Below are 12,309 nucleotides of genomic sequence, written 5' to 3'. Positions count from 1 at the left end.
AGTGATCTGGAGGGCGCAAGCCCTCCAAGCCTCACGCGGGAGGACACCGCGTAACTCGTGTCGATGAAAGGAATGCAAATGCGAGTAGCCGTGATAGGCGCCGGGGCGATCGGCCGTGTGCACGCCCGGGCGCTGCGCCAGATCGCAGGGGCCGAGCTGGCCGGGCTTGGCGTGCGCGCGCCCTCCGAGGCGAGCCAGCAGCTGGCGCGTGAGCTTGGCACCGAGCTCGCGCGCCCCGAGGAGCTGCTGGCGCGGCGCGACATCGACGCCGTGGTAATCGCCACGCCCACCGATACGCACCTGGCGCTGGTGCAGGCCGCCGCGCATGCCGGCAAGCAGATCATCTGCGAGAAGCCGCTGGCGCGCAGCCTGGCCGACGCTGAGGCGCTGATCGCGGTGGCGCGCCGCGCCGGGGTGAAGCTCGCGATCGGCCTGGTGGTGCGCTACTTCCCGGCCTATGCCGCCGCCCATGCGGCGCTGCTGCGCGGCGAGCTGGGCGCGCCGGTACGGCTCCATGCCAGCCGGGGCGGCAGCTTCCCCGTGGTGGCCGGCGATTGGTACGCCGACAGCGCGCGCAGCGGCGGCGTGGCGCTCGACTTGATGATCCACGATTTCGACTGGGCGCGCTGGCTGTTCGGCCCGGTCGAGCAGGTGTCGGCGCGCCGGGTGAGCCCTCCCGGCGCCGCGCGCGCCGAGCATGTCGTCGCCGAGCTGCGCTTCCGCAGTGGCGCGGCCGCCACCATCGAAGGCAGCTGGGGCTTTGTCGACGGCTTTCGCAGTACCTTTGAGCTTGCCGGCAGCGCCGGGCAGCTGCGCTACGACAGCCGCCCCGATGCAGCGTTGCCCGGCGCGCCGGCCGACGCAGGGGTGGCCGTGCCCGCGGGGGCTGGCCCCGACGACCCCTACCTGCTCCAGATGCGCGATTGCATAGGCTGGCTGGGCGGCGGCCCCCCGCCGCGCTGCGACGCCTCCGACGCGCTCGCGGCGCTGCGGATCAGCCTGGCCGTGCTCGAGAGCATCGGCGCCGGCCGGCCGGTAGCGCTGGAGCCCGAACGCTAGCGCGGCAGCCGCCCAGCCCCAGCCCCTAATCGGCTGCCGCCAGCCACATCGATTGGTATGGCTCGATCCGCAGCGGCTTCTCGGCGGTGCGCGCCTGGCCCGAGATCAGGTCGGTGAAGGTGTAGCCGGGGCCATACATGCGCAGCTGGTTGTTATCGACGAACTGCGGCGCATCGGAGAAGTTCGACACAACCAGCAGGCGCTGGCCGCTGTGGCGCCGCACAAAGCTGAAAACGTGCGGGTTGCCGCTGTCCACCACTTCCATGTCGCCATCGCGCAGCGCTGCCTGCTCTTTGCGCAGCCGGATGAGCCGCGTCAGCTCGGAAAAAGCCCACCCGATGCGCGTCGTCGGGTCGTGGCGCTGCTCGTTGCGCTGCCAATCGGCCGCGGGCCGGTGCACCCAACGGCTATCGCCGGCTTTGGCCTGGTCGCTGGTGTACGAGTAGTCATTCAGCGTCACCGTCTCGTCGCCCAGGTAGAGCAGCGGTATGCCGCCGATGCTCAGTATCAGGCTGTGGATCATAATGATCCGGCGCACCGCCATGTCAATCAGCCGCTCGTTGCCCGCTTGCAGCGCCTGCTCGAGCCCGGCCAGCGAGGCCAGCGTGCCCGACACGCGCGCATCGCCGGTGTCGGGGTTCTCTTGAAACGGCACCCCGCGCGCGAACGAGCCGTCGAAGCGGCCGATGTAGAAGTTATTCAGAAAGCGCCGGTGGTCGTACGGGCTCATGCCGACGCGCTGCGCGTCGCCGTCGTCGAACGTCCAGCCGATGTCGTCGTGCGAGCGCAGGTAGTTCACCCAGGCGCAGCCGCGCGGCAGCTTGAAGCGCGTGTTCATCGAGCGCACCAGCAGCTTGACCTCGCGCGTCGCCAGCGACTCCCAGATCAGTGCCATGAGCAGCGGGTTGTACGAGATCTGGCACTCCTGCGGGCTGATATAGCTGAGCACGTCGTCGGGGTGGACGATCGCCTCGGATTTGAAGAGCATGGCCGGCGCGGCGATGCGCGCCAGCGCGTTGTACGCCTGGATGATCTTGTGCGCCTCGGGCTGGTTCTCGCAGCTGGTGCCCATGCGCTTCCAGATGAATGCCACCGCGTCGAGCCGCAGGATCTCGACCCCGGCATTGGCGATGTACAGCATCTCGCCGGCCATGGCGCGGAACACTGCCGGGTTGGCGTAGTTCAGATCCCACTGAAAGCTGTTAAACGTCGTCCAGACCCAGCGGCGTATATCGGCGCGCCAGGTGAAGCTGCCGCGCCGCACCGTCGGGAAGATCTCGCGCAGCGTGCGCTCGTAGGCATCCGGCATGGTGCGGTCGGGGAAGATGAAGTAGTAGTTTTCGAACTCGGGCTCGCCGGCCTGGGCCTTGCGCGCCCAGGCGTGCTCGTCCGAGGTATGGTTGAAGACGAAATCGACCACCAGGCTGATGCCCTGGGCCTGAAACTCGCGCGCCAGCGTGCGCAGCTCGTCGAAGGTGCCGAGCGCCGGGTTCACGTCGCGGTAGCTGCTCACCGCGTAGCCGCCGTCGTTGTCGCCCTCGGGCGCTGCGAACAGCGGCATCAGGTGCAGGTAGGTCAGCCCCAGCTCTTTGAAGTAGGGCAGCTTTGCGCGGATACCGTTCAGATTACCGGCAAACAGGTCGACATAGCATACGCCGCCGACCATCTGCTCGGATTGGAACCACTCGGGGTTGGCTTCGCGCTGGGCGTCGAGGTCTTTCAGCCAGGCCGGGCGGTCGAGCCAGCTACCCGCAGTGTCGATCAGCAGCTCTTCGAGGTGGTAGAAGAAATCGTAGTTCGTGGCGTACAGCTCGAACAGCAGGCCAAACAGGCGCTCCCATTCGCGCCGCAGCCGTGTTTCGAATGCTTGCCACGCGCCGGGTTGCTCGGCGCGCTGTGCGGCCAGGCGCGCCTCGACGCGCGGCCACAGCCGTTCAAGCGCGAGCGCAGCGTGCTGGCGGATCCACTCCGCATCCGGCATAATCGGCCTCCTCCATGAAAGGGCTTACATGAGAATTATAGCGTACTTCCGGCTGCCTCTTGCAGGCATGCACGTGCCCGGTGGCGCGTGGGCCGCGCTATCTTAGCATATTCACGGGCAGGGAGTGCAGCGCGGGCGCGCGGCTGGCGATTCTTGCGCCGGCTTTCGCGGGGAGAGCGCGGCACAGCGGAGAACGAGCATGCTGTTTATCGGGATCGATCTGGCCTGGGCGCCGCACAACCCCAGCGGCGCGGCGATCATACGCGGCGATGCCCACGCCGGCGAGCTGGCCGACGTGGCGCTGCTCGGCGATCTGGACGAGATCGCCGCGTATGTCGCCTCGGCTGCGCCAGCCGGCACGCCGGCGCTGGTGGCGGTGGACGCGCCGCTGTGGGTGCCGAACGCCAGCGGTCGGCGGCCGGCCGAGGCCGAGCTTGGTGCGGTGTTCGCACGCTACCAGGCTGGCGCGCACCCAGCCAATCGCGGGCTGCCGGCTTTCCGCCAGGGCGTGCGCGGCGAGCTGCTTGTCGAGCGCATGGCGCGGCTCGGCTTCGCGCACCGCTGCAGCGTGGCGCCGGGCGCCCCGGTGCGCCAGGTGCTCGAGGTGTACCCGCACGCCGCGATGGTGGCGCTGTTCGGGCTGGCGCGCACGCTCAAGTACAAGGCCAAGCCGCGGCGCTCGCGCGACACCCGGCTGGCGGCCTGGGCCGCGTACCAGCGCCACCTGGCGGGCCTGGCCGGCTTCGACCCGCCGCTGCGCGGCGTGGCGGCGTTTGCCGGCCAGGATGTGGCGGCGCTGCGCGGGCGCCGCCTGAAGGGCTACGAAGATCAAGCCGACGCAGTGATGTGCGCCTACATCGCGCTGTACGCCTTTCGCTGGGGCGCGGCGCGCTGCCGCTGCTTTGGCTCGATGGAAAGCGGGTATATCTACACGCCGGTGCCGCTGAGCTGATCCTGGCGGAGTGCGACCCGCCGCGCCTGCGCCAGCAGCGCCAGCGCCGCCAGCAGCACCACACCGGCGAGGAACAGCGCGCGCGCCGGCAGCGGCGGCGCATCGTCTAGGGGTAGCTGGTCGGCGCGCACGCGCCGCACCGCCACGCCCAGCGCGCGGCCATCGGCCGAGCTGCCGGGCGCGAACGTGCTGCTGGCAAACGGGATCACCTGGTACTCGTCGGTGACGGCGGTTGGCTCGAGCAGCACCTGGTAGCGGCGCCATTCGCGCGCCACCGTGAAGCGCGGCGGCGCGAGCGACCCGTCGTCGAGGCGCAGCTCGGCCTCGGGGGCGCCGTCGGGCCGCGCCGCGCTGGCCTCAAGCGTCAGCAGCACCGGGCCGGGCCGCACAAAGCCAAACAGCGCGACGCCCCACGACTCCCCCGACCAGCGAAACGCGCCGGCGGGGCTGGCTTCGAGCGGGTCCATGCCGTAGAGCGCGCGGCCGGCCAGCGCGTCGTCGGCGGCCAGCTCGAAGCTGCCGGGCGCGGCGCGGGCCGCCAGCGCGAACAGCAGCAGCAGTGCCAGGCCCAGCCCCAGCCAGCCCAGCAGGCGTAGCCCGGTGCCTACGAGCGGCACAGGGCGGGCGGCCTGCGGAAGAGCGCCAGGGCTCATGCGGGCGGTTCTCCTCGTCAGATACACGCTAAACCGGCGCCACGATACCACAGGCGGCGCTGCGAGGCAAACGGCGGCCGGCAGAAGAGTTTTGGCGCTTGGTTCAGGCTCGGATGCTACGGCAGGCGCGTGCGGCCGAACCAGCGCCGCACCGCCGCCGCGTACGCGCGGTACTGCGCGCCAAATCTATCGGCAAGGTAGCGCTCTTCTGGCGCCACCAGCACGTAGTGGCACGCCACGGCCGCCGGTACGAGCAGCACAAGCAGCCAGGGCATATTGAACGCCAGCCCGGCGCCGAGCAGAACGCCGATCGCCCCCAGGTACAGCGGATTGCGCGAGATCGAAAATACGCCGGTGGTCACCAGCGTGCCGGTCGGCCGGCCGGGATCGGTTGGCTGGCCGTAGCGGCCAAGCTCGCGCCGGGCGAGCACGACGCAGGCCACGCCCGCGATGATCAGCGACACGCCGGCCAGGCCAAAGACGAAAGCAAAACGGCCGCGCGGTAGCGACAGCGGCACCAGCCAGTGCAGCACAAGCGCCCCCAGCAAAGCGCTGCCAAACACCACCTCCGCAATCGCCCAGCGGCTCGTGTGCGCGGCATTCTGCGGCATATCTTCTCCTTGCCCCGAAGGCGTGCAGGCGCGATAGATCGCGCCTGCACGGTGTCATACCACCTCCGGCTGATCACTTGCGGTAGCAGGGTAGGGGGAGGGGGCGAAAGACGTTGCACGAGCCCTGTATCTGTGCGTGTTTCCGCGCAGCGCGGAAACACGCACACGTCCAAAAGGAAAGTACTGCTGGGGAAGAGACGACCGGGGGCGCGCATTGTTGCAGCCGGCGCGGCTAGTGGCGCCGCAGCAGTGCGCGCAGGCGCTCAAGGGCATCGATATCGGCGAGCAGCGTGATTGTGTCGCCGGGGGCCAGCGCCAGGTCGAGCGCGGGCAGGCTGCACGCTTGGCCGTCGCGGCGCAGCTCGATCACCAGCGCGTCGTGCTGGTCGCGCAGCTCACCGGCTGTGCGGCCGTCCAGCGCATCGCCGGCGCGCACGCTGATCTGGTCGGCCGAGAAAAGCGCCTCGTCGGCAGCAAAGGCGTAGGCGATATCGCCCAGCACCGCAGCGGCGGCGAGCGTGGCGCTGGCCAGGCCCGAGGTGCTGTACGCCGTGCGGATGCCGAACATATCGGCCAGCTTGTCGGCGAGCGCGTCGCTGAAAGCCCGCAGCACCACGTGCGCGTCGGCGCGCAGGCGCCGCGCCGCCAGGCCGATCTGCAGGTTCATCAGATCGTCGGATGTGAGCGCGGCAACGCTGTAGGCGCGCTCGATCCCGGCCTGGCGCAGCACCTCGGGCTCGCGCGCGTCGCCGACCACGATCCGCACGCCGGGCAGGCGACTGACGCGCTGCACGAAGTCGGGCCGGCCGTCGTCGCGGCGCACCACCACAATTCGCGGCCGCGGCCGCAGCTGGTCGAGCTGCAGCACCGCGCGGTAGCCGACCTTGCCGAGGCCGCAGACGATCACGGTATCGCGCTCGTCGGTGGGGTGGCGGGGGGTGGCTGCGCCGCCCGAGCCGCCGTTGCGCTGGCGCAGCGCCTCAAGCGCGGGCAGCGCCCCGAGCAGCAGCAGCTGGTCGCCGGGGCCAATCGGGCGCGCGGCGCCGCCGGGCACGTGCTTGCCGAACGAATCGTGGTGGCGCAGCAGCCGCGCGCCGCTCTCCGCTTCGAGCGCGCGCGCGGCGCCGGCCAGCTGGCCGCCCGCCTGAACCACCAGGCGGGCGACGCAGAGCAGCTGGCCGCCCGCCGGGATCGCGTACTCAATCTCGTGGCTCATGGCGGCGGCCACGTAGGTGGTGGCGGCCAGAGCCGAGGCGCTGAAGGCCGAGTTTGCGCCAAACCCGCGCTCGAGATTGTGGTCGAGGTCTTCGCCGAACACGCGCAGCACCACGCGCATGCCCGGCCGCAGGGCGCGGGCGGTCAGCCCGATCTCGATATTCGCCAGGTCGTCGTTGATCGTGGCGACGATCGCGCGGGCGCGCGCCAGCCCGGCCTGGCGCAGCACCTCGGGCTCGCGCGCGTCGCCCATCACCACCGGCACCTTCAGGCTCAGCGCGCGGGCCACAAATGCGCTGCGCCAATCGCGCTCGATCACCACCGGCGCGTAGCCGCTGCTGAGCAGCTGGTCTGCCACGCGCATGCCCACGCGCCCCAGCCCGCAGACGATCACATGGTCGCGGTAGGTCGCGGCGAGCGCCACCTGCCAGGCCTCGCGGCGGCTGCCTTTGTCGAGCAGCAGGCGGCCGAAGTTCAGCACGCTCTGAAAGATCAGCGCCAGGCCGAGCAGCGGGATGAGAAAGAACAGCGCCTCGCCCAGCAGGTCGTTTGGCAGCTCCAGGCCGGTCTGGAGCGTCACCAGCTTGAGTGTTTCGAACAGCGCGGCGGCGAAACCCAGCCGCGCGGGGTGGCCGTAGTGAAGGTAGAGCGTGCCGGCCAGCGCCAGCAGCGCAAAGCTCACCAGCGCCACCCACGAGTCGCGCAGCAGCAGGCCGAAGTCGTAGAAGTTGGCGCGGATGAGCCGCCAGAATGGGTAGCGGCGGCGCGGCGGCCGGCGACGGCTCGAGTGTGATGCTGGTGGCATGCGTCGTCTCATTCTTGCGTGGCGCGCGGGCCTCGCTGCTATTGTACGCGCCGCGTCAAGCCGGCAGCTCGCGCTGGCGCCGCAGCGGCGAGGCGAGCGCCAGCAGCGCCGCTGCGGCGATGCCCAGCGCCGCCACGCCGGCGGTGGCGTGCAGGCCGATCAGCTCGGCGAGGGCGCCGCCCGCCAGCAGGCCCAGCGTGCCGACGCCCTCGCCCAGCACCTGCATGCTCGCGCTCACCCGGCCGAGCATGTGGTCGGGCGCGCTGGCCTGGCGCAGGCTCAGCTGGTTGATCGTCGCGATCGCCATGGCGGCGTCGCCGACGATCTGCGAGGCGACCATCAGCGGCAAGGCCAGGGCGGGCGCAGCGCCGGCCAGCCAGATCATGCCAGGGCCGAGCGTGCCCACCAGCAGCGCCGCCAGCAGCGCCGGCCCAACCCCGAGCCTGCGGCTGGCCGGCGCCGCCAGCAGCGCGCCAAGCAGCGCGCCGATCCCGCCGCAGGCCACTACCACCCCCAGCGTGGCCGTGCCGAAGCCCAGCACGCGGATGGCGTACAGCCCGTAGATCGCGCCGAAGAACCAGCCGAAGAAATTGCGCACCGCCGAGCTGAGGGCGATCGCGCGCAGCAGCGGGCTGGCCCACACAAACCTCAGCCCCGCGGCCAGGTCGCGCCCGACGTGCTCGCGCTCGGCTGGGCGCGCCGGGGCGGGCTCGCGCGCGCCGATGCGCAGCAGCATCGCCGCCGAGAACAAAAACGACAGCGCGTCGAGCAGCAGTGTCAGCGGGCCGCTGATCAGCTGCACCAGCGCGCCGCCCAGGGTCGGCCCGCCAATCTCCGACAGCGCGTCGCTGATGCCGAGCTTGCTGTTGGCCTCCACCAGATGCTCGCGCTCGACAAGCGCGGGCAGCAGCGCGTGGTAGGCTACGTCGAAGAACACGGTGAGCGTTCCGGCCAGCGCCGCCACCACGTACAGCTGGCCGATCCGCAGCCAGCCCAGCGCGTAGGCCAGCGGGATCGACAGCAGCAGCAGCGCGCGGATCAGGTCGGCCGCGATCATCAGCGGGCGGCGGCGCACCCGGTCGGCCCACACGCCGGCGAACAGGCCCAGCAGCAGCAGCGGCGCGGTGCCGGCCGCGCCCAGCAGGCCCATCTGCAGCGGGCTGGCGTGCAGCGCCAGAATGGCAGTGTACGGCAGCGCCTCGCGCGAGATCGTCGAGCCCAGCTGCGACACCGTCTGGCCGATCCATAGCCGCATAAAGTCGCGGTGGCGCCACAGCCCACCGGCGCGCGCGCGCCGGCTGGTTTCTGGTAAAGCGGAAGTCATAGAGTTCCTCTGAAAGCAAAGCCGAGCTGCTGGGCAGTGCGGCTGGCGGGTGCAAACACGACGCAAAAAAGCCATGGGATCAGATCCCATGGCCGCCGGACACGATTGGCGGCCACAGCGCGAATGCGCCTGTGGCCGCCGGTTTATGCTACGCCGGTACGGCAGAGCGGCACGCCAGGCGCATAGGCCTGGCGGCGCGCCGGCCGACCGGTGATATCAATAAATAGCGCGAGCGAGCTGCTCGGGGTGCCTGGGCGCAATTACGCGACGATGCTGGCGCCCACGCGAATGAAGAGCTTGGCCATACGGGCTACGTCCCCTTTCTGGCAGACCATTCTGGCGCTGAGTGTAGCACACCGCCGCGCGGCGTATGTCGGCCTTGCGATGGATCTGGCGGCGCGAGGCGCGAAGCCTCGGGCTCGCCTCGACGCGGAGAAGGCGCGCACGATGCGCGCCCTACGGGAACGAAGGCCGTGCCAGCGTGAACGCCATACGCTCAGGCCTCAGGGCGAACCATCACCTGTACCCGCGCCACGAGGCATGTGCCACCAACGGTGTACACACGACGGCGTTGATTACGGGGTCTGGGGCGGAGCCCCCAGCGGGGGAGTGCAGAGGGCGGCCGCCCGCCCTCTGCTGCGGAGTACGGGGGCGCATAGCCCCCGAAAGCTCTCGTGGGGCGCGGGGCCGCGTAGCCCCCGAAAGCCCTCTCGTGGGGCGCGGGGGCGCATAGCCCCCGAAAGCTCTCGTGGGGCACGGGGGCGCAAAGCCCCCCGAAAGCTCTCGTGGGGCGCCGGGCCGCGCAGGCCCCGACAGAGCGCGGGGAATAGGGCCGCGTAGCCCCCGACAGGGCGCGGGGAATGGGGCCGCGCAGGCCCCGCACTTTACGCGCCCGGCCAGATCGCGTACCATGCCCACGCTATGACAAACCAACCCTCCGAACCTGCCGCCGGCCCCGCCGCGACCTACGAGCGGCGCCGCGCCACATTCGGCGCACTGCGCGCGCGCTACAGCCGCCGCAGCGCGCGCAACGCCAACCTCAGCCTCGCGCTGATCGCCGCCGCCATCGCGTGGGTGGGCGTGGCACTGTGGCGCGACAGCGCCGCGCTGCTCGGCGTGGCGGCGCTGTTTGGCCTTGGCTTCGTGGCCTCGTTCGTCCACCACGGCCGCGTCGACCAGGCGCTGCGGCGCTATGCTGAGCTGCTGGCGATCAACGACGAGGGCCTGGCGCGCCTGCGGCGCGACTGGGCGGCGCTGCCGCTGCGTCAGCCGCCCGCGCCGCAGGCACCGGCGCGCCGCCCGGCCGAGCGCGGCATGGCCGTGTACGGCCAGATCTTCGCGCCACTGGCGCCCGCTGGCGCCGCCACGCCCCCCGCCGAGGCGCCCGCGCCGGCCGCTGGCATCGCCGCCGACCTCGACCTGCTGGGCCATGCGTCGCTGCAGCACCTGCTGGGCACCCCGGCCACGCCGGTAGGGCTGGCCACGCTGCGCGACTGGCTGCTGGCCCCGGCCGGCGCCGAGCAGGCGCGCGCGCGCCAGGCCGCCGTCGCCGAGCTGGCGCCGCTGATCGACCTGCGCGACGACGTGGCGCTGCGCGGCCGGCTGCTCGGCCCGGCGCAGCCCGGCTACGAGCGCTTCGCCGCGTGGGCCGAGCGCGCGCCCTGGCTGGCCGGCCGCGACTGGCTGCTGTGGCTGGCGCGCGCGCTGCCGCTGGCCACGCTGGCGCTGGCCGCGCTGCAGTGGCTGGGGCTGCTGGAGGCGCCGGTCTGGCTGCTGGGCGTGGCCGCCGGCGTGGTGATCACCGCCACTGTCGGCCGCGCCGCCGACGCGATCCTCGACGAGGTGGCCGAGCGGCAGGGTGCCTTCGCGACCTACGCCGCGATCTTCGCGCTGCTGGCCGACCAGCCGTTTGCCGCGCCCGAGCTGCGGCGCCTGCAGGCCAGCCTGCGCGCCGGCGGCATACGCGCCGACGAGCAGATGCGCCGGATGGCGCGGATCATGGCATTGGCCGACCTGCGCGGCTGGATGTTTTTCTACTTTGTCCAGGTGATCACGCTCTGGAACGTCCATGTGCTCTGGCTGCTCGAGCGCTGGCAGCGCGCGGCTGGGGCCGAGGCCCGGCGCTGGCTGGCCACGCTGGGCGAGCTCGAGGCGCTGGCGGCGCTGGCCACGCTCGCGCACGACAACCCGGCGTGGGCCTTCCCCGAGCTGGCGGGCGAGCCCGGCGGCGCCATCTTCGCGGCGCGCGGGCTTGGCCACCCGCTGCTGCCGCCGGATGTGCGCGTCGACAACGACGTGGCGATCGGCCCGCCCGGCCGATTCTTGCTCGTCACTGGCTCGAATATGTCGGGCAAGAGCACGCTGCTGCGCGCGGTGGGGCTGAACGTGGCGCTGGCCCAGGCTGGCGCGCCGGTGTGCGCGGCGGCGCTGCGGCTGGCGCCGGTGGCGCTGGCCACCAGCATGCGCGTGCAGGACTCGCTGGAGCAGGGGGTCTCGTACTTCATGGCCGAGCTGCGTCGGCTGAAAGAGGTGATCGACGCGGCCGAGCGCGAGCGCGCCGCCGGCCAGCGCACGCCTCTGTTTCTGCTCGACGAGATCCTGCACGGCACCAACAGCGCCGAGCGCCAGGTCGCCGCGCGCCGGGTGATCCTGCGGCTGCTCGCGCTTGGCGCGACCGGCGCCGTGTCAACCCACGACCTGGCGCTGGCCGATGCGCCCGACCTGTCTCGCGCCAGCGAGCTGGCGCACTTCGCCGAGCAGTTCGCGCGCGAGCCTGGCGGCCTGGTGATGCGCTTCGACTACCTGCTGCGCCCGGGCATTGCCACCAGCACCAACGCCCTTGCGCTTATGGAGATGCTGGGTCTGCCGGGCGCCGACGAAACAACCGGCGTGTAGGCAGCGCTGCGCTGTGCAGGCAGCATCAGCCCGCGTCGCGGGCAGTCTTTTCAAGAAAGATGCCTTGCACTGCTTGCTCACAGACTTCGTTATAGCTTACGCAGGCAGAGCGCGGAAAAACTGTACACAAATGGCTGATTACCATGCTGCCGCAGGCAACGCCGACGCATTGCTGGAGCCGAACAAGGCAGCTGCCTAAGCCCTATTCGTATAGCTCGTGTCGTTAAGCAACAGGGAGGCTGGTATGCTCGTTCTGGTGGTATCGATCGACATTCTACCCGAACACACCGACGAATTCATCGCCGCGACACTCGAAAACGCGCGCGGCTCGCGCACCGAGCCGGGCAACCTGCGCTTCGATGTGCTGCGCGCCGAAGACGACCCCAACCACTTTACGCTGTACGAGGTGTACGCCTCGGACGAGGCGCTGGCGGCGCATCGCGAGTCGCCACACTACCAGCGCTGGGCTGCGGCGGCGGTGCCCTGGATGGCCCGGCCGCGCACGCGCGTGATCTCGCGGACGCTGTTCTTCGGCGACGCGGCGAGCTAGCCCCGATACTTTTCAAATGCAGGACTTACGCGGTCGCTGCGATATCGGCTTGTTCTGCCTGCGACAGCAGGGTACTTCGCTTTCTTTTGCGCTGAGATGTTGGCGCTTTGCGCCAACATCTCAGCAGCATCCATGAAAAAGTACCGCTCTGCCGAAGGCAAAAACGCGCACCGCGTACGTCCTGTCAAATAGCCACGAAGACTCGAAGACGCGAAGCATGTGTGGCCTCCAGTCGCTTTCGAGGCTCTGAGGCTTTGTGGGAAC

At 70.8% G+C, this 12,309-nt stretch carries 9 protein-coding genes; 4 read left to right on the top strand and 5 right to left on the bottom strand.

Annotation, left to right across the window (positions count from 1 at the left end):
• The first annotated feature begins 78 nt into the window (after positions 1 to 78).
• Positions 79 to 1,059 carry a Gfo/Idh/MocA family protein gene (locus tag U0177_RS00070; RefSeq protein WP_409568530.1) on the top strand — a complete coding sequence of 327 codons (981 nt, stop codon included), beginning with the start codon at positions 79 to 81 and terminating at the stop codon, positions 1,057 to 1,059.
• Positions 1,060 to 1,084: 25 nt separating this feature from the next.
• Here the strand turns inward: U0177_RS00070 and U0177_RS00065 are convergent, their stop codons facing one another.
• Positions 1,085 to 3,040, bottom strand: coding sequence for an alpha-amylase family glycosyl hydrolase (locus tag U0177_RS00065; protein WP_409568529.1), 1,956 nt, complete (start codon positions 3,038 to 3,040; stop codon positions 1,085 to 1,087).
• A gap of 199 nt (positions 3,041 to 3,239) precedes the next feature.
• Between U0177_RS00065 and U0177_RS00060 the strand changes: the two genes are divergently transcribed.
• Complete coding sequence (locus U0177_RS00060; protein WP_409568528.1) at positions 3,240 to 3,992, top strand: DUF429 domain-containing protein; 753 nt, start codon at positions 3,240 to 3,242, stop codon at positions 3,990 to 3,992.
• On the opposite strand, the gene U0177_RS00055 is transcribed toward U0177_RS00060, so the two are convergent.
• The 4 genes from U0177_RS00055 to U0177_RS00040 form a co-directional block, all read right to left on the bottom strand.
• Positions 3,968 to 4,645, bottom strand: a complete 678-nt coding sequence (locus tag U0177_RS00055; protein WP_409568527.1) for a hypothetical protein — start codon at positions 4,643 to 4,645, stop codon at positions 3,968 to 3,970. The genes U0177_RS00060 and U0177_RS00055 overlap by 25 nt on opposite strands.
• 116 nt (positions 4,646 to 4,761) lie before the next feature.
• Positions 4,762 to 5,256, bottom strand: coding sequence for a methyltransferase family protein (locus U0177_RS00050; RefSeq protein ID WP_409568526.1), 495 nt, complete (start codon positions 5,254 to 5,256; stop codon positions 4,762 to 4,764).
• A 232-nt stretch (positions 5,257 to 5,488) separates the two neighbouring features.
• A complete protein-coding gene (locus tag U0177_RS00045) occupies positions 5,489 to 7,276 on the bottom strand; it encodes a potassium channel family protein (RefSeq protein ID WP_409568525.1) in 1,788 nt (595 codons plus the stop codon).
• Between the two features lie 55 nt (positions 7,277 to 7,331).
• Entirely contained in the window at positions 7,332 to 8,600 is a 1,269-nt protein-coding gene (locus U0177_RS00040; RefSeq protein WP_409568524.1) for an MFS transporter, read from the bottom strand.
• A 921-nt stretch (positions 8,601 to 9,521) separates the two neighbouring features.
• On the opposite strand from U0177_RS00040, the gene U0177_RS00035 reads away from it, so the two are divergent.
• Positions 9,522 to 11,495 carry a MutS family DNA mismatch repair protein gene (locus U0177_RS00035; RefSeq protein ID WP_409568523.1) on the top strand — a complete coding sequence of 658 codons (1,974 nt, stop codon included), beginning with the start codon at positions 9,522 to 9,524 and terminating at the stop codon, positions 11,493 to 11,495.
• A 244-nt stretch (positions 11,496 to 11,739) separates the two neighbouring features.
• Positions 11,740 to 12,045 carry a putative quinol monooxygenase gene (locus U0177_RS00030; protein WP_409568522.1) on the top strand — a complete coding sequence of 102 codons (306 nt, stop codon included), beginning with the start codon at positions 11,740 to 11,742 and terminating at the stop codon, positions 12,043 to 12,045.
• Positions 12,046 to 12,309 lie beyond the last annotated feature (264 nt).

This window comes from Kouleothrix sp., from assembly GCF_046328425.1.
Taxonomy (GTDB): domain Bacteria; phylum Chloroflexota; class Chloroflexia; order Chloroflexales; family Roseiflexaceae; genus Kouleothrix.
This window is presented reverse-complemented; position numbering and strand designations above follow the sequence as displayed.